General features: G+C 55.1%; 16 protein-coding genes. 13 read left to right on the forward strand and 3 right to left on the reverse strand.

The window, feature by feature from the left end; translation table 11 throughout:
* Positions 1-453 precede the first annotated feature (453 nt).
* On the reverse strand, positions 454-2,262 hold the full coding sequence (locus tag Absy_RS02560; protein WP_048853168.1) for an ABC-F family ATP-binding cassette domain-containing protein: 1,809 nt from the start codon (positions 2,260-2,262) through the stop codon (positions 454-456).
* Positions 2,263-2,326: 64 nt separating this feature from the next.
* A complete protein-coding gene (locus Absy_RS02565) occupies positions 2,327-3,076 on the reverse strand; it encodes a response regulator (RefSeq protein WP_048853169.1) in 750 nt (249 codons plus the stop codon).
* Between the two features lie 145 nt (positions 3,077-3,221).
* Here Absy_RS02565 and Absy_RS02570 point away from each other — a divergent pair, with 145 nt between their 5' ends.
* The 12 genes from Absy_RS02570 to glpK all read left to right on the forward strand — a co-directional run bounded on the left by Absy_RS02570 (position 3,222) and on the right by glpK (position 17,222).
* Positions 3,222-3,710 (forward strand): sigma-70 family RNA polymerase sigma factor, encoded by a 489-nt coding sequence (locus tag Absy_RS02570; RefSeq protein ID WP_052945687.1) that lies wholly within the window; start codon positions 3,222-3,224, stop codon positions 3,708-3,710.
* A gap of 103 nt (positions 3,711-3,813) precedes the next feature.
* Positions 3,814-4,416 (forward strand): sigma-70 family RNA polymerase sigma factor, encoded by a 603-nt coding sequence (locus tag Absy_RS02575; protein ID WP_048853170.1) that lies wholly within the window; start codon positions 3,814-3,816, stop codon positions 4,414-4,416.
* A gap of 116 nt (positions 4,417-4,532) precedes the next feature.
* Entirely contained in the window at positions 4,533-4,694 is a 162-nt protein-coding gene (locus tag Absy_RS02580) for a NepR family anti-sigma factor (RefSeq protein WP_245614681.1), read from the forward strand.
* 101 nt (positions 4,695-4,795) lie between these two features.
* Positions 4,796-6,469 (forward strand): sensor histidine kinase, encoded by a 1,674-nt coding sequence (locus Absy_RS02585; protein ID WP_048853198.1) that lies wholly within the window; start codon positions 4,796-4,798, stop codon positions 6,467-6,469.
* 100 nt (positions 6,470-6,569) lie between these two features.
* Positions 6,570-8,291 (forward strand): thiol reductant ABC exporter subunit CydD, encoded by a 1,722-nt coding sequence (cydD, locus tag Absy_RS02590; RefSeq protein ID WP_048853172.1) that lies wholly within the window; start codon positions 6,570-6,572, stop codon positions 8,289-8,291.
* Position 8,292: 1 nt separating this feature from the next.
* Positions 8,293-10,026: a thiol reductant ABC exporter subunit CydC gene (cydC, locus tag Absy_RS02595; protein ID WP_084596820.1), complete on the forward strand. Its 1,734-nt coding sequence runs from the start codon at positions 8,293-8,295 to the stop codon at positions 10,024-10,026.
* A gap of 85 nt (positions 10,027-10,111) precedes the next feature.
* Positions 10,112-10,489 (forward strand): OmpA family protein, encoded by a 378-nt coding sequence (locus Absy_RS02600; RefSeq protein WP_048853200.1) that lies wholly within the window; start codon positions 10,112-10,114, stop codon positions 10,487-10,489.
* A gap of 5 nt (positions 10,490-10,494) precedes the next feature.
* On the forward strand, positions 10,495-12,405 hold the full coding sequence (gene recQ / locus Absy_RS02605) for a DNA helicase RecQ (protein ID WP_084596822.1): 1,911 nt from the start codon (positions 10,495-10,497) through the stop codon (positions 12,403-12,405).
* A complete protein-coding gene (locus Absy_RS02610; protein ID WP_048853173.1) occupies positions 12,402-13,172 on the forward strand; it encodes a DeoR/GlpR family DNA-binding transcription regulator in 771 nt (256 codons plus the stop codon). Before recQ ends, Absy_RS02610 begins: the two co-directional genes overlap by 4 nt.
* A 136-nt stretch (positions 13,173-13,308) precedes the next feature.
* On the forward strand, positions 13,309-14,826 hold the full coding sequence (gene glpD / locus Absy_RS02615) for a glycerol-3-phosphate dehydrogenase (RefSeq protein ID WP_048853202.1): 1,518 nt from the start codon (positions 13,309-13,311) through the stop codon (positions 14,824-14,826).
* A gap of 49 nt (positions 14,827-14,875) precedes the next feature.
* Positions 14,876-15,694 (forward strand): MIP/aquaporin family protein, encoded by an 819-nt coding sequence (locus Absy_RS02620; protein WP_048853174.1) that lies wholly within the window; start codon positions 14,876-14,878, stop codon positions 15,692-15,694.
* A gap of 28 nt (positions 15,695-15,722) precedes the next feature.
* Entirely contained in the window at positions 15,723-17,222 is a 1,500-nt protein-coding gene (gene glpK / locus Absy_RS02625; RefSeq protein ID WP_048853175.1) for a glycerol kinase GlpK, read from the forward strand.
* Positions 17,223-17,278: 56 nt separating this feature from the next.
* Here the strand turns inward: glpK and Absy_RS02630 are convergent, their stop codons facing one another.
* Positions 17,279-17,773 carry a copper chaperone PCu(A)C gene (locus Absy_RS02630; protein ID WP_052945686.1) on the reverse strand — a complete coding sequence of 165 codons (495 nt, stop codon included), beginning with the start codon at positions 17,771-17,773 and terminating at the stop codon, positions 17,279-17,281.
* Positions 17,774-17,905: 132 nt separating this feature from the next.
* Here Absy_RS02630 and nrdR point away from each other — a divergent pair, with 132 nt between their 5' ends.
* On the forward strand, positions 17,906-18,382 hold the full coding sequence (gene nrdR / locus Absy_RS02635; RefSeq protein WP_048853176.1) for a transcriptional regulator NrdR: 477 nt from the start codon (positions 17,906-17,908) through the stop codon (positions 18,380-18,382).
* Positions 18,383-18,441: the final 59 nt, after the last annotated feature.

Genomic DNA, 18,441 nt, shown 5'->3' on the forward strand with positions numbered 1-18,441 from the left:
ATTGGCATCACAACTCTTGGCAAAGCCCTGCTGTTGCAAAGGCATTTGTTAACCAGAATAAAGTGGCCCCAACAGATGGGGGAAGATATGAATGGAAAAGTTTACTTTTGTTATAACGAATAATTCCATCTCTTTCTTGATCGTAATGAAAAAGACGGGGCGAGCGCAAGCTTGAGCAGGTTGATAATTTGCGCGTTATCATCCGGTTTGATAATGAAAGTATTGTTGTGGTGAAGAGTGGTGTAAAATAATTGTTTATATAAAAAGGATTTTCTTAATTAATATGTTTTTCGCAAATGCGTTTTGAGCAAAACACGGATGCGAATAAAATTTTTCTCATTTATCCGTCGTCTGGAACGAAGCGTGAGAAAACAAAGAATTTTCTAACTGTTTTCTCACGCTAGGATTGGTTTAACGTCCAGCTGGCGGATAATTGATGCATTCAGGATTGACTTACTCAGAAAGCAACGCTTCCCGTTTCATTTCAAGTTCCAGCCATTGCTCTTCACATTCTGCCAGTCTTGTTTCAATTTTCTGTAATTCGGCAGAGTGGCGGTCAAAAGCTTTGGGGTCTTTGCTGTAAAGATCGGGGTCGGCCATTTTGGCCCTGTGTTCGGTCGCCTTGGCTTCCAGCTTTTCCATTTCCAGTGGCAGATTATCCAGTGCGTACTGGTCTTTATAGCTTAGTTTTCGTGCAGTCTGTCTGGCGGGCTGTTCACGTGGTTTATCTGCTGCCGGTGTGGGAATAACCTGTGCGGTTTCCAGCGGCTGCTGGCCACGCTGGACCAGCATGTCACTGTACCCACCGGCATATTCAATCCATTCTCCCTGACCATCGGCCGCAAGTACAGAGGTGGCAATGCGGTCCAGAAAGTCACGGTCATGGCTGACCAGCAGGACCGTACCGGGATAATTGCAGAGCATGTCTTGCAAAATATCCAACGTTTCCAGATCCAGATCGTTGGTGGGTTCGTCCAGAATGAGCAGGTTGGACGGCTTGGCGAGTGCGCAGGCCAGCATTAGACGACCACGCTCCCCACCAGATAATGCGCTTACAGGTGTGCGCGCCTGTTCCGGACGGAACAGAAAATCCTTCATGTAACCAATAACATGCCGCTTTTCTTCCCCGATCTGCACCATGTCTCCACCACCATCGGTCAGGGTTTCGGCCAAGGTGCGTTCGGGATTAAGGGAGCGGCGTTGTTGGTCCAGTGTAACCATGCTCAGGGAAGGGCCAAGAGCAATGGTGCCACTATCAGGTTGGTCATAGCCGGTCAGCAGGCGTAGCAGGGTCGTTTTGCCTGCGCCGTTGGCCCCCACAATGCCTAGCCTGTCGCCGCGCAGAACGCGCAGGTTCAGATTGTGAATAACACGTTTTGTGCCCCATGATTTGCATACATCCTCAGCAACAGCCACAAGGCGGCTGGAGGTTGAAGCCGATTGGGCATTCAGCGTGACCGTGCCGGGGGCACGCACAGCCTCGCGTCTGGCGGTGCGTAGGTCAGCCAGTTCACGCACGCGGCGCACATTACGCTTACGGCGAGCTGTAACGCCATAGCGCATCCAGTCTTCTTCGCGGGCAATCTGGCGATCCAGTTTATGGGCGTCGCGCTCTTCCTGTTCCAGAACCTCCTCACGCCACGTCTCAAAGCGATCAAACCCCTCATCAAGTCTGCGTGTTATGCCACGATCAAGCCAGACCACAGAGCGCGACAGGGTAGAGAGCAAGCGTCGGTCATGGCTGATCATGACCATGGCGGAACCAAGGCTGAGCAGTTCGCGCTCCAGCCATTCAATGGTTGGCATGTCTAGATGGTTGGTGGGTTCGTCGAGCAGAAGCACGTCAGGTGCTGCGGCAAGTGCGCCTGCAATGGCACAGCGCCGTGTTTCCCCGCCGGAAAGGTGGCTTGTGCTTTCCTGCCCATTCAGGCCGAGGGCATCCAGCATGGGGCCTGCCCGCCATTCCATGTTGGGGTCGTCAATCTGGGCAGCAACATACTCTGCCGTTGTGGCATAAGCGCTCAGGTCTGGTTCTTGCGGAAGGTAACGCAGGGACGCGCCAGGCTGGACGAATACGCTGCCTGCATCTGGCTGGATAAGGCCTGCAGCAATTTTAAGTAATGTGGATTTGCCCGAGCCGTTGCGGCCCACAAGGCAGAGGCGCTCCCCTTTGCCAACGGCAAATCCTGCTCCGTTCAGGAGCGGCTTGCCACCGAGTGTAAGGGTAATGTCCTGTAAATGCAGTAAAGGGGGTAGCGCCATAACAGTTTGTCAGCCGTTCCAGAATAAGGTCGATCGAGGTTCTGGCAGCTTTTTACCTAACAAATCAGGCCTGAGCTACACCCATACTGCTTACGGCCTGATAGGTGGCAACGGCAAGCGTTAAGGGGTCGAATGGCTTGGTAATGACAAAACAGGGTTCCAGCTTTTCGCCGGTCAGCAGCCTTTCGGGGTATGCGGTTACGTAAATGACCGGTACTTTAAAAGTGGCTGTAATCTCAGCGACAGCTGCCATACCGTCCCCTCCGGGCCCCAGATTGATGTCTGCCAGAATAAGGCCGGGTTTGGTTTGGGCTGCAAGTTGTATGGCATCAGCCTGTGTATGGGCAATACCTGCAACCTTGTGACCACATTGCAGTACAAGCAGTTCAATATCCATGGCAATAATCGGCTCGTCCTCAATAATCAGGACGGATGTCTGCACACCTTTGTGAAGCTGCTTTTGGGCCGCTTCCAGCTCCTGCACGGCCTGTTCGTGCTGTAGGCCAATAATGCGGCCTGCAATCTCCACGTTCACTTCTTCGAGTGTGGTCAGCAGCAGTAACTGCCGCTGGATGGGGGAAAGTCCAGGCCCTTGGGTGCTACGCTGCACCTCGTGCGTGCCATAAAGGCGCGAGATTGCCTGATAAAGCTGGAGCAGGGGGGTAAACCCTTCCGCCGGGGGTTGAGAGGTCAGGCCCCTCAGGCTTTCCGCAACAAGCAGGTCACCTTCTGGCTGGTTGCCAGTCAGGGCGCGTGCATAACGTCTGCCATAAGGGAGAGCCCGGATCAGCCCGTCACGCAGTGACTCTGACATGACAAATCTCCTTATGATTAGGTCATGGTAAAAACATACGGTAAAGCAATGATGCCACGGAGCGGCGATTGCCGAAAGGGGATGAATCCTGATTAACACACCAAATCCCGATCATGGTGACGTGCGTTTGGTCTTTCGGACCGAATTGCTGGCACTTTTGCCCTCCCTGCGCGGCTTTGCGCGTTTTTTGGCGCGGGAGCCTTCCATGGCGGATGATCTGGTGCAGGAAACCGTTTTGCGGGCATTGGACCGCATGGCGCAGTTTGAGGTCGGGAGCAGCCTTAAAGCATGGTGTTTTACAATCCTGCGTAATATTTTTCTGGAGCAGCGCCGGCGTGGCAAAAAAGAGCAGGAAGTGCTGGAGCATTATGGGCAGCACTCTCCTCATCGTGCGCCACCTTCCGCAGATGGGCGGCAGGAGGTGCAGGAGCTGGAAACCCTGTTATGGCAGCTAACGCCGCTACTGCGAGAAGCGCTGGTGCTGATTGGTGCGCAGGGCATGACGTATGGTGAGGCGGCTGAAATTTGCGGTGTGGATGTGGGTACGATCAAGGCCCGCGTTTCTCGCGCCCGGTCCATGCTGCACAGATTGACCCAGCAGCAGGTAGGAGAAGGCGAGGCTGGTCCTGAGTAATTGCCGCTCTCTTTTTCGTGATAATAAAAATAAGACCCGCATGTAACCTTTTGGTGCTGTCGTTCATTGCTTGCATAAACGGAAGAAGAGCGGAGTAAAAACAATGACAGCGACAGCCTCGTTATTCCACGATCAGGTAATTGCCATTCTGCCCAAACTGCGCGTGCAGGCTCTGGCTTTGACCCGCAACCGTACTGCTGCGGAAGATCTGGTGCAGGACGCCGTTTGCAACGCTCTGGCTGCACAGGAAAGTTTTATTCCCGGCACCAATTTTGGGGCATGGATGCACCGTATCCTGCGCAACCGCTTTATTTCCGACCTGCGCAAAAAACGCGAGACCACGGACATTGATGATGCTCCGCAGTCCATGCTGGCAGTCGCAGCCCGACATGATGACCGGTTGTCCCTGATGGAGTTGGATGCAGCACTTGCACGTCTGCCAGACGACCAGCGGGAAGCTTTGGTGCTGGGGGTTCTTGAAGGAATGAGTTATCAGGAACTGGCAGAAATTTCTGGCTGCGCGGTGGGTACGGCCAAAAGTCGGGTTTTCCGCGCCCGGCGGCAGTTGGAAGTCTGGTTAACTGGAGAAGAATCCGCCTCTGAGGTGAGTGGTCGGCAAAAAGGTGATCATGCACAGGCAAAGGCGGCAAAAAACACTGGCTCTGCGCGATTGGCTTCTTCTCGCATGAGTGTTGCGGCAGTCTGAGCATGGCGTATGCTGAGCTTGCAAGGTGCAGGTCTGCGGGGAATGAATTGCCTGCCCCGCAGGTAGTGGCGTCAGGCGAACAACGGCAGGACCATAAGTTCGGAATGGGAAAGAGTATGGACGGTGCTCCCCCTCGCAAGGGCAGGCAGTCTCGGGATCAGGCGTTTGATGTCTGGCTGAAGCGCGGCTTGCACCAGCTTTTTGATGATGTCGTGAATGAACCTGTGCCTGAAGAGCTTTTGAAGTTGATTGAGCAGGATCGGGACAAGCAGGACTGAGCCGTTTGCTTTTCTTTTCATGGTCGGGCCGTGTGGCCCGGCGCGTTGGTGCTGCACTTATGTCCGGTCTGGGCAGGGTGTTCATAACCACCAGTGCCCGTATGCGGGTGTTAATCTGTCTATCGGGTATTCCCGTACTGAGCATTGGTGCGGTTCTGGCCTTGCGCAATTATCAGGAAGTCAAGGTAGGCAGCGCCCAGCGTGCGGTGGCCGCCATTATGCGGTTGGACCAGCAGTTTCGCCACGATACGGATCGCCTGCGCAGTGCGCTGGAAACAATCGGCAACATGGATCTGACCCACGATCAGATTGTCCATGCGCTCAAACTGGCTGAGACGATTAGTGGCCAGCGCTACTGTTTTTTGGCTGTTCTGAATGAAAAAGGGGAGAAAATAGATTCTGTCTCTCCTTCCGGTCGTTCCTGTGCAGAGGTTGGCACTTTAACGCCTCCTGCACGCATTAACGCGACTGTTATGGAAGCCGTACAAAAAAGCGGCGGTGCGGAAGATAATGGGGCGTTCCTGCGTATAACAGTGCCTGCGGCTTTTCTGGCAGACCCGGAGGCGCATGGGTATCTGGTAGGAATTCTACAAATTTCGCGCACACGGGCGTATTTGGGTGGAGCTTCCGGGTGGGAGGCTTTTTCGGATGATACAAACCCAGTGCAGGCATGGCTGTTAATGCACGATGGGGAGTTATTCCCTGTTTGTACAAACTGTAATTGGGAGCAGCCTCCCCCAGAGCTGGTGTTCCGTTTAAAAGAACAGCTGGAAAAAAGTGACCGCTCGGTTGTGTCTCTCCCATCCATGCAGGGAGGGTATGCGCTGGGTGGCATTGCGGGTGGTGCGGATATTTTTGTGTCCACCCAACGTACCCCCATAGAGGCGGATGCTCTGCGAGCGATGATTTTTCAGATCGCAGCACTGTTGTTCCTGTTAGCCGCTGGGCTGATCGGGGTCACACTGGCCGCCAACATTGTGTTGGTATGGCCATTGCGGCGTCTGACGTATTCTGTGCGCAAATGGCAGATGGAGGGGGTGTTTGACGGTCGGGTGACCCGGTCCATGCCCTTGGAGCTTCAGCGGCTGGGGCAGGCTTTTACGCGTGCTACGCAACGTTTGTCCCGGCATGAGGCGCGGTTAAAAAAAGCCATGGCGCACCAGGAACTGCTGATGAAGGAAATTCATCATCGGGTGAAGAATAATCTTCAGATCGTGGCGTCTTTGCTGAACTTGCAGGCCAACCAAATTGCACACCCGGAGGTCAAGGCAGAGTTTGCCCTTGCGCGTGACCGAATCCGGGCGCTGGCAACCCTGCATCGCACCCTGTACGCAGAAGATACGCTGACCAGCCTGAACATGGCAGTGTTTCTGAAGGATCTGTGTGAGCAGACATTCCATATAGCGGGAGAAGCCGATGCAGGCCGTATTCGGCTTGAGGTAGAATCAGACAGCTTCTGGATGGACCCGGATCAGGCTGTACCTCTGGCCTTAATTGTGACGGAAGTTGTTACCAACTCGATCAAATATGCCTTTCCGGACGATCGGGAGGGGATTATTCATGTGCGTCTGACAAAAAATGGCAATCTGGTTACACTGCTTGTCGGTGATAACGGTGTGGGATGCTCATTCGACCCCGCGTCTGGTACGCAAGGGATCGGTCTTAAGCTCATTCATGGTTTTGCCAGACAGCTTAAGGCATCTTTGAGCTATACTGGCAAAGATGGCGTGCAGTTTACGCTGGTGATGCATCTGGATAAAGCGCAAAACCCATAAAGTTTAAGGCTGGTGCGGGTGCTGGCATGTCATTCCTGCAGCAGGGGCAGGCGATCTAAACTGTTGCGTCCTTGGCAGAGCAGTATAAACGCTGTCTGTCATGAAGAACGAGAAAGCAGCAATACGTAGCTGGACGCGCCTCCAGTCACGTCTTGGTCGTCACGCAGCGCGATCAGTGGTTGGGTCCGGGCTGCTCTCCAGTCTTGCTGGTATTGGGCAGGCTTGGTGTGTGGCCGTTGTTCTTGGGCACGCTCTTGTGGCGTGGCGTGTGGGGGGGCAGGAGAGCATTTTCCCTGCATGGCCTTTTCTGGTGTTTCCCGCCCTGGCGATTGTTCGCGCCCTTTGCATGATCAAGGCGGATATGGCGGCCGCACAAGCTGGAATTATAGCCCGCAGGCGTTTGCGTGGCGAGGTCATGACCTCCATTCTTGCCGGTGGTCCAGCATTGCTGCGCCGTACTCATAGCGGTGCCCTTGCTTCGATCGTGGTGGACCGCATAGAAGCGCTGGATGGTTTTTTTGGTCGCTGGGTGCCTGCTTCGGTTTTGTGGATTGTAGCGCCGTTGGCTATTTTGGTGCCTGTTGGCATTGCGCAGCCTCGGGCAGCCCTTATTCTGGGTATATGCGGCATAGTGGTGCCTTTTGGGCAGGCCGTGTTTGGCATTGGCGCCGCAGTTGCATCCCGCAACCAGTTTCTGGCCATGACGCGGCTTCAGTCCCGCTTTCTGGACCGTATTAAAGGTATTGCCACCATTGTTCTGGCTGGCCGTACGGAGGATGAGACCCGTAGGCTCGGTGCTGCGGCGGAGGAGTTGCGACTGCGGACAATGAAGGTGCTGCGCGTGGCATTTTTATCTTCTGCATCCATTGATTGCGCCATGGTCGCGGCGTTTATTCTGCTGGCTGTTTTGGATGGCCGTCAGGCGCTGGCCATGCAGGCAAATGGTCAGCTGGAGGGCTTGCAACCCATGGTGGTTGCAAGCCTGTTTGCTCTGCTTGCTGTGCCAGAGTTTTTTGCTCCACTCCGTGGTCTGGCGCTTGCTTATCAGGATCGGGCTCATGCACAGGGTGCCGCAACGGCTATTCTGGACCTGCCGGATGTCATTGAACGACCCGTGCTGGAAGGGGCCAGAACGGTTAATGCCAATGGCGTTATGGTCGCGTTTGATGATGTCGGTTTTACATGGGACCCAGCCCGTGGCCCCGCGCTGGAGCATGTTAGCTTTACCGTTCCGGCAGGCGAAACTCTGGTCATGGCAGGGGCTTCTGGCGCCGGTAAATCGACCATTATGGAATTGTTGCTGGGCTTTATTACGCCCCAGACCGGCCGCGTGCTGTTTAATGGAGCGCCGCTGGAGAGCATTGTGCCGGATGCTCTTTCTCGCGTGGTATCATGGATCGGGCAGAAGCCGGTTCTGTTTGCTGGGTCTTTGCGGGATAATATTCTTTTTGCCAAGCCGGATGCCAACGAGGCGGAACTGGCCAATGCCCTGCGGTCTGCCGCCGTTGATGAATTTTTACCTTCCTTGCCCGATGGGTTGGATACGCAGATAGGCGAGGGAGGTTTTGGTCTTTCTGGGGGGCAGGCCCAGCGTATTGCCATTGCACGCGCCTACCTGAAAAACGCACCAGTCCTGCTGCTGGATGAACCTACCGCTCATTTGGACCCGGCAACAGAGAAAAGCGTTTTTGAAAGTCTGCAACGTCTTGCTGTTGGCCGTACCGTTATTCTGGCTACGCACTCTGCTGCGGCACATATGTTCAAGGGCCGCCGGATAGACCTTCAGAATGGGCGTATAGTAAGTCGGCAGGGGGCTGCATAATATGATAACGCAAGACCACGCGGCACAAAAGCCAACGACTGCGCAGGCCATAACCGGCACTCCCCATCATGCCGCAGGATTAACCGACTGGCAGGCTATTTGCGTCATATTCGGTCTGTGGCGCAGGCAGGCTATGCGGCTGTTTGTGGGGGCTTTGCTGGCTCTGGCTGCTCTGGCCTGCGGGCTTGCGCTCATGCAGGCATCTGGTTTGCGTCTGGCTGGGTGTGTTCTGGGTGAACTGGTGGTCACAACGGCTCTGCTTCGCTGGGTGGGTGTGGGGCGCGTGACCTTGCGTTATGCGGAGCGTCTTTTTGCGCATGATGCAATGTTCCGTGCTCTGGCCGATCTGCGGGTATGGTTTTTCCATTCTCTGGCACATGGAGCTGCTGCGGGGCTTGGTTTCCGCCGGGCAGGGGATATGTTGTCCCGCCTTGTGTCCGATATTGGTACGCTGGACGGATTGTACCTGCGTATTGTGGTTCCTCTGGTCTGTGCGGGGCTGACCTTTCCGGCACTTCTGGTTATTATTGGGCGGCAGAGTCTTGCGCTTGGCCTTTGCGTTGGCTTGCTGTTCGCCTGTGCTGCTTTTCTGGTGCCATGGTTGATTGCACGGTCTGGCCAAAAAGCCGCTGATCAAGCGGCTCATCTGCTCGCCCATTTGCGTATTTCCGTGTTGGATCTGGTTGGTGGCCTGCGCGAAATCCGCGCTTTTGGTGCGGAAGGGCGGATGCTTGCCCGGGTTCAGGCGGCGGATGCCGCTTTGTTACAGGGGCAGATGGCACTTGCCCGGCGCGCCGCTTTTGCCAATGCGCTGGCTTTTTTGTTCGGGCAGATGGCTATTTTTCTGGTGTTGCTGGCCGTTGGCGGTGTCATGCTCCCCAAACTTCATGCGTTGGAGGGGGTGAGCATTCTGTTCCTGAGCGTTGCTGCGTTTGAAAGTGCGGTGACACTGACGCGGGCAGGGTTACAGGCCGGGATTATGGGGGCTTCTGCTAGCCGTGTGGTGGAAATGGCAGTGCAGCCTGCTGCCGCTCATGCGCAGACTGCGCAGAAAGATGCCCCAGAGGATACCCACATCCGGCTGGACAATGTGCACTTCCGGTGGGCGGAAGACAGAGCTTGGGTTTTAAAGGGGTTAACACTGGATATTCCCGCCGGGAGTCGTGTGGCCATTCTTGGGCCTTCCGGTGTTGGTAAATCTAGCCTTGCGGCGCTGTTGCTACGGGCAGCGACACCACAGACCGGTCAGATTCTTTTGGGGGGGGAAGATATAACAACCCTTCGGGCAGACTCTGTGCGTACTAAAATGGCATGGCTTTCTCAGGCTACGCATTTGTTTGACGATACTATTCGCGCCAACCTGCTGTTGGGACGCCCGGATGCCACGGAAGATGAACTGTGGAAAGCTCTGGACGAAGCTGCCGTATCGGAGGTGGTGCGGAACTTGCCTGAAGGGTTGGATACGTGGCTGGGCGAAGGGGGGATTCGTCTTTCTGGTGGTCAGGGGCGACGTATTGCGTTGGCCCGTACATTGCTGGCACCCGCACCAATTCTTATTCTGGACGAACCTGCGACCGGGTTGGATGCCCAGACTGAGCAGGAATTTCTCCGGACATTGAATGCTGTAACCGAGGGGCGCACGGTTATTCTTATCGCCCACCGCCTGACTGGCGTGGAAAAGCTGGACCGGATATGGCGTCTGTCGGATGGCTTGGCCAAAGCTGCGGCGGCATAGACCTGCATCAATCTTTATTGACGCAGGCACGGGGGCGATGCACCAAATAAACTGTTTTTGTTTTTATAATTCAGGAATGATCATTATGCGCCGCCTTTTTTCTGTTGCCTGCCTGAGCCTTCTGGCCGCCTGTGCAACGCAGACACCCCGTAAATATGTTGTATTTTTTTCCAATCAGTCGGCTGAGCTTGATCAGGCAGGGCTTGATGTGGTTGCTCAGGTTGCGCAGGAAGCGGGCAAGCATCCTTCGCGCATTGTGCGGGTGGAAGGCTACGCAGGGGCCAGCAAGGACCTTTCTGCCGATGCACTGGTGGCAATCCAGCGGGCCAAAGCCGTTACCCAGAAACTGCATGATGATGGGGTTCCCAGCGAACGTATTGTGCAGACGCCGCGCGCGCCTTCCAATCTGGAAGGAATGGTTGTTGGGTCCCGCCGTGTAGAGATCGAACTGACAAGCCCCTGATTGCCATGGATGAAAGGGAGGCTGCATTAGCCGGAAGTGAGCCGTATGAGCCGCCTTCGGCCCCATGGGAGAATGGGTCACCGCCACGGGATCGGTTTTGTAACCGGTCCGTGCAGGAGGTTCTGCAGGCTGTTTTTGGTTTTCCGGGGTTTAGGAGCCTGCAGGCGCAAGCAGTAGACTGTGCCATGCAGGGGCAGGATGCTCTTGTGCTTATGCCTACGGGTGGAGGCAAGAGCGTCTGCTACCAGATTCCAGCATTATGCCGACCGGGCATGGGTCTGGTTATCTCCCCCCTGATCGCGCTCATGGATGATCAGGTTGCAGGGCTCAGACAATTAGGCATTAATGCCGCTGCCTTGCATTCCGAACTGGATGAGAATGAGTCCGCGCAGATCAGGTCCGATCTGGCGAATGGTCGGGTGGACTTGTTGTATATTTCTCCCGAACGGCTTTTATCGTCCGGCACGCTGGACCGACTGACCCGCATTCCGCTTTCTATTATTGCTATTGATGAAGCACATTGTATTTCGGCCTGGGGGCATGAGTTCCGGCCGGAATACCGGGCCTTGACCGCACTGCCACGCCATTTTCCCAATGTGCCTCGTCTGGCCTTGACCGCAACAGCGGACGAACGCACGCGGGATGATATTCTTACTGCTCTGGACATGCCCCATGCGCATGTTCTGGTTTCCAGCTTTCATCGTCCCAATCTGAACATTGCCGTTCAACCCAAAGGTTCCGAGCTGAAGCAACTGCTGGTGGCGCTGGAGCGGTACAGGGAAGACGCGGCTATTGTTTATTGCGGCAGCCGTGCGAGAACCGAACGTATTGCGGCGTCCCTGCGGGAGCGTGGGTGGCCTGCCCTTGCGTACCATGCCGGATTATCTCCGGTGGAAAAGCGGGCTGCGTTACTGCGCTTTCGGTCCGGGGAGCCGCTGGTTATTGTCGCGACTGTTGCTTTTGGTATGGGGATAGACCGGCCAGATGTGCGGGCTGTTATCCATCTGGATATGCCATCCTCACCCGAGGCATATTACCAGCAGATTGGCAGGGCCGGACGGGATGGGCTGCCATCGGATACTGTTTTGTTATACGGGGGGGAAGATATTGCCCGTGCGCGGTACTGGCTCGACCAGTCATCCGCCCCGGATAATGAAAAACGCATTATGCGCAACCGTTTGGAAGCCATGATCGCGTTTACGGAAACCACAGGTTGCCGCACGCAGGCTTTGCTGCATTGTTTTGGCGAGGAACTGGCGCAACCTTGCGGGCATTGCGACAACTGCCGCCATCCGGTGCTGACGTTTGATGGCACGGAAGCTGCCCGTAAACTACTTTCTGCCGTATATCGTACGGGCGAAAGCTTTGGTGCTTTGCATGTTATTGCTGTTCTGCGAGCAAAAAAGACGGATGGCGTAAGCCGCAATGGGCACGACAAACTCTCGGTCTGGGGAATTGGGCAGGATAGGAGCGAACAGTTCTGGCGTGGCGTTGTACGCCAGCTTATTGCGCGTGGTGCCTTGCGCATAGAAGGGCAGTATGGCGGCTTACGGCTTAACCCGGATATTGCGAGGCCTATTCTCCGCGGGGAGGAAAATGTCGCATTACGGGCAGACCCGGTTGTAGAGCATGGGGGCAATGCGGGCTTTACACGGGGCGAGCGGCAGTCTGTAGCGCTGGACCTGCCCGAGGAGTGCCAGCCCCTGTTTGAAGCTCTGCGCAAATGGCGGCGGGAGGAAGCAAAAGAGCAGGAAATACCCCCATATGTGATTTTCCATGATTCTGTTCTGAAAGATATTGCTCTGGAAAAGCCGGATGATCTGGATACGCTGGGGGATATTAAAGGGGTCGGCCGTTCCAAGCTGGAGCGCTATGGCGAGGCGGTACTGGCTGTGATTGAGGCAGCCCCCACATGAGCAATGCTCTGGAAAAACGGCGCAGGCATATCCTTCGTCTGGTTAACCAGCATGGTTATGTTGCCAGCGAGGAACTGGCGCGCGAGTTGGGTGTTACAGTTCAGACCGTGCGGCGCGATGTTAACATAATGGCAGGGCAGGGGCTTCTTGCGCGCCACCACGGGGGTGCCAGTACACTCTCGCCCGCTGAAAATATCGCCTATTCGGATCGGCAGATCCTGCATTTGCAGGAAAAAGAAGCAATAGGGCGGGAAGCCGCAAAGGCTATTCCCAATGGAGCGTCCCTGTTCATAAATATTGGCACAACGACAGAGGCATTTGCACGGTCTTTACGTGCCCACAGAACGTTGCGGGTTATTACCAACAACATTCATGTGGCAACATTGTTGGCCCCAGCACCCGAGTGCAGTCTGATTATTACGGGTGGCAGTGTACGGTTGCGCGATGGCGGTATTGTTGGCCCTGCTGCTGCGGCCATGATTGAACAGTACCGTGCGGATTTTGGGGTTATTGGCATTTCGGGCATTGATGCGGATGGCACACTGCTGGATTTTGACGCTGATGAGATTAATGCCGCACAGGCCATTATGCGCAATGCCCGAACGGTTTTTCTGCTCGCGGATCATACCAAGTTTTTGCGTCGTCCCATGGCGCGGGTGGGGCATATTTCTCAGGTTACGGCATTTTTTACGGATCAGATGCCGCCGCCGGGAATTCGCGCCATTTTGCGCGAACATGGCGTGCAGTTGCATGTGACCGGTGAGTGATTTTTTTTCGTAAAAGAAACGTATGGCGCCAAAAAAATCTCTCCCAAAGGGGACGGTCAGCATTGTTCTTGCGTTCTGTTTTCGAATTCGAATAAAATAGGTCAAAGCCTTCGTATAGATGGAACCGATCAAAGCCATGTCAGCACCAGCATCATCCGAGCGTATTCATGACCTTCTCATTGTAGGGGGGGGCGTTAACGGCACCGGCATTGCGCGTGACGCGACTGGGCGTGGCGCGTCCGTCCTGCTGGTAGAGCAGGATGATCTGGCGAGCTACACATCCTCTTCGAGCACAAAGCTGATCCATGGCGGGCTGCGTTATCTGGAATATTATGAGTTCCGTCTGGTGCGTGAAGCGCTGATGGAGCGTGAACGACTGCTGACCATGGCCCCCCACATTATGTGGCCACTGCGTTTTGTACTGCCTCATTCCAAGCTGGTACGTCCGGCGTGGATGCTCAAGGCTGGGTTGTTCCTGTATGACCATCTGGCGTCCAACATGACGCTGCCTAAATCCATTGGTGTGGATTTCCGCAAGCATTCTTCCGGCCGTGCGCTTAAGCCCGAATACACCAAAGGCTTTATCTATTCCGATGGATGGGTGCAGGATAGCCGTCTGGTTGTGTTGAATGCCATGGATGCCGCCGAGCGTGGTGCCGATGTACGTGTGCACACGCGCCTGACTGGCGCAAAACGTGTGAATGGTCTGTGGGAAGCCACGCTGGAAAACCGCACAACCGGTCAGACCGAAACGGTGCGGGCCAAAGCAATGGTGAACGCCGCTGGGCCATGGGTTGCCCGCCTGCTGGCCGATACGCTTAAAATTCCCAACTCCAAATCCGTACGTCTGGTTAAGGGCAGCCATATTATTGTGCCGCGTGTGTATGAAGGACCGCAGGCATACATCTTCCAGAACCCGGATAAACGTATTGTTTTTGCTATTCCCTACGAACAGAAGTTTACTCTGATCGGCACCACGGACATTCCGTGGAAGGAAGAACCCGGCAAGGTTGGCATTGCTGCGGATGAAGTGACCTATCTGTGCGAGAGCGTTAACCGCTACCTTAACGTGCAGGTCAAGGAAAGCGATGTGGTCTGGAGCTACGCCGGGCTGCGGCCTCTGTATGATGATGCTTCGGCAAATGCTTCTGCCGTAACGCGGGATTACGTATTGGATCTGGACACGCAGGATGGAGCGCCCCTGCTTTCCATTTTTGGTGGCAAGATTACAACTTACCGCAAGCTTGCTGAACATGCGTTGGAAAAGCTGGCACCTGTTCTGCCCGCAGTTGGCGGCCAGAGCTGGACGGCAACCGAGGTACTCCCCGGTGGAGATATTGGTGAAGGCGGGTTTGATGGTGCATTGGCCCGTCTGCGCCGGGTTGCCCCGTGGCTGCCTGAAGGGCTGGCATGGCGTCTGATGCGCAATTATGGCAGCCGCACGTACGAAATTATTGGTCAGGCCAGTTCCATGGCGGATATGGGAGAACTGCTCGGTGGTGATCTGACCGCGCGGGAGGTTGACTATCTGATCAATCGGGAATGGGCCCGTACGGCGGAAGATGTGCTCTGGCGCCGCAGCAAGCTGGGGCTCCACCTTGATGATGCGGAGAAAGCCCGTGTTGCAACCTATGTTCAGAAGAAAGCCGTTTAATCTGTAAAATACTGCTTTCCGAACAAAAAAAACAAAAAGAGGAAAGATTATGGATAAGGTGAAAAATACGCTGCTGGGCGAGCTGATAGCTGAGTGTCTGGCTGTACTGATTATCATTCTGGTGGGTGATTCAGTTGCCGCCATGTACTCGCTCTACGACCCCAGCCCTTACCAGTTATCCTACTGGGGGGTCGCCATTACGTGGGGCCTGGGGGTTACCCTTGCAATTTATGTAACGGGTGCCGTTTCGGGCACACATGCCAATCCGGCTGTTACACTGGCATTGGCATGTTACCGGGGGTTTTCGTGGCGCAAGGTTCTGCCTTACTGGGCTGCACAGGTTGTGGGCGGCTTTTTGGGGGCATGTCTGGTTTATGCCCTTTATGGTTCGGTCATTGTTCATTACGCGCAGGCGCATCATCTCGATTTTGCAAATGATGGCGCAGCGGCAGGGGTGTTTTTTACCCACCCCGGTGAGTTTGTAACGCCGTTCCATGCACTGCTGAATGAGACAATTCTGACGGCTTTTCTAATCCTTGGTATTTTTGCAATTACCTGCCAGTACAATACGGCTGCACCGCAGGCTAATTCCGGTGCGTTGATTATTGGGCTGCTGGTTGCCATTATTGGTGCGTCTTCAGGGTATCTGGAAGGTTGGGCCATTAATCCCGCGCGTGACTTTGGGCCGCGCCTGTTCTGCTTTGTTGCAGGGTGGGGGCAGACGGCTCTTCCTTCTCCCCAGAATTATTGGTGGGTACCGGTTGTTGGTCCGCTTGCAGGCGGCGTTATTGGTGCCACAATTTATCAGACGCTGCTGCGTCCGTTCATGCCCGCTCTGGGCCGTCAATCCACTCCTGCGGCAGACTGACTGCTCAGAATAGAAGGGATACTCCCACATGACCAAAAAAGACTGCGTTCTGGCGATTGATCAGGGAACAACGTCAACACGGAGCATTGTGTTTGACCGTGACGCCAATGAACTGGCCGCAGCCCGTCAAGAATTTCCACAGCATTATCCAAATGCCGGTTGGGTTGAACATTGCCCGGAAGACATCTGGAATGATGTGCTGAGCACAAGCAAGGCAGCACTGGAACAGAGTGGTGCGTTGGATCGTATTGCAGGCATTGGCATTACAAACCAGCGCGAGACGATTGTTGTGTGGGAGCGTAGCACGGGCAAGCCCATCCACCGTGCTATTGTGTGGCAGGATCGCCGTACTGCAAGTGTTTGCCAGAAATTGCGTGATGAAGGGGCGGAAACGCTGGTGCGTGAGCGCACAGGTCTGCTGCTGGACCCTTATTTTTCGGCTACAAAGCTGGCCTGGCTTTTGGATAACGTGGCCGATGCCCGCACCCGTGCAGAAAAAGGCGAGCTGGCCTTTGGCACCATTGATTCCTTTATTTTATGGCGTCTGACTGGTGGCAAGGTTCACGCGACCGATGCGACCAATGCCTCTCGTACCATGCTGTTTGATATTCACCGCCAACAGTGGGACGAGGATCTGCTGACCCTGTTCCGCATTCCGGCGGCCTTGCTGCCAGAGGTCAAGGATAGCAGTACCCTGTATGGACATACTGACCCGGCTTTGCTGGGTCGTGCTATTCCGATCGCCGGTATTGCGGGTGACCAGCAGGCCGCTGTGGTGGGGCAGGCCTGCTTTACCCCCGGCATGGCCAAAGCGACTTACGGCACGGGTTGCTTTTTGCTGCTGAACACGGGTGACAAGCCAGTCGAATCCCGCAACCGGATGTTGACCACCGTTGCCTACCGGTTGAATGGCAAGCCGACCTATGCTCTGGAAGGGTCCATTTTTGTGGCCGGTGCGGCTATTAAATGGCTGCGGGATGGGTTGCATCTGATTACCCATGCGTCCCAGACGGACGATATGGCAACCCGTGTGCCCCATAGCCATGGTGTGTATATGGTGCCGGGCTTTGTTGGTCTGGGCGCTCCACACTGGGACCCTGATGCACGTGGTCTGATCTGCGGTCTGACACTGGATGCAACGGCAGCCCACATTGCCCGCGCAGCCCTTGAATCCGTTGCCTACCAGACGTTGGATCTGGTCAGCGCAATGGTGCAGGACGGTGGTGGAACAACCGAGAGCATTCGTGTGGATGGGGGCATGTCCGCCAATGACTGGTACTGCCAGTTCCTTGCCGATATGTTGCAAGCCAAGGTCGAGCGCCCACGTAATGTTGAAACAACAGCCCTTGGGGCTGGTTTTCTTGCGGGTATGGCAACAGGTGTGTGGGAGAACGAGGCAACTGTTGCCGCCGAATGGGCCCGTGGTTCCCTGTTTGAACCCAAAATGGATAGTACCCAGCGGCGTACCATGATTGCAGGGTGGCATCAGGCTGTTAAGCGTACGCTTAGCACATACACCGGCGGCTAGGCCTGTATTACGCCAGAAGAGCTACGTAGGCTGGCTCTTCTGGCTAAGTTCTTCCTTTAATGGGAAGCCGGTATGATGGTGGCTGAAATGCTTTTGCTTGAACCACCCAGAAACTGGAACGAGACCTGTACATTGGGTTGGCTTAGTACCTGAGCAACAGGTTCCATGCACAGCATATGGTAGCCTGCACTTGAGAACACGAGTGTGGTGGCTTCCGGCAGGGCCAGGTGCTGGAACAGATGGCGCATTCCCACAGTGTTTTCCTGATCCGTATGGTAACCAACCAGTTGCTTGCAGGCTGGCGAGGTGACACTGGTTAACAGATGGGTCGAGTGGCTGTTATTGGTCAGTGTAAAATAAAGTTCGGGTAGGCCCTGTGTCTGTGCAGCAGGCATGTGGAATGCTCCATCGGATATAGTAATATCCTTCTGGGCATCAACCTGTCCGGGAATGGCCTGTTCGGCGTGGTTATCCTCTGCATGGGCAGGGAGCAGCGTAGTAAGGCTGAGCAGGGCAAGGCTGGTCAGTATTGCTTTGCAACAAGATTTCATGGTGACTCCGTAGGCCTTTGGGCATGAGCAGTATGGACGAACCGGGTTAAAAGAAATATCTGAGTGTCACCTAGCGCTCTTTGAACAGCACAATGCCGTCTGATATGCGCCTGAGGGAAGGTTGGTACCATCATGCGTTGCCCTTTTTGCGGGAACCCGGATAGTCAGGTCAAGGACAGTCGCCCTAATGAAGAAGGGTCGGCCATACGTCGCCGTCGGGCGTGTCTGTCCTGCGGGCAGCGGTTTACAACAGTCGAGCGTGTACAACTGCGCGAGCTGGTTGTGGTCAAGCAGGATGGCCGCCGCGCACCATTTGATCGCGATAAAATTTCTCGCTCCATCCGTATAGCCTTGCGCAAGCGCCCGGTATCGGATGAACAGATGGAGCAGATTGTGACCGGAATTGTAAGGCAGTTGGAAGCATCGGGCGATACAGAAGTTGCTTCCGCCCGTATTGGGGAACTGGCCATGGACGCGCTCAAGGAAGTGGACGGTGTGGGCTACGTGCGTTTTGCCAGCGTGTATCGCGATTTTACCGAAGCACGGGATTTTTCGGAAATTCTGACGCTGATGGAAAGCAAAACCCAGCAGACTGAACAAAAAGACTAGACCTTTATGTGTAAAAACGCCACAAAACGCGGCTCTGCATCAAAGTAGAGCGGGAGAGA

Source organism: Acetobacter syzygii (assembly GCF_000964225.1).
GTDB classification, from domain to species: Bacteria; Pseudomonadota; Alphaproteobacteria; order Acetobacterales; family Acetobacteraceae; genus Acetobacter; species Acetobacter syzygii.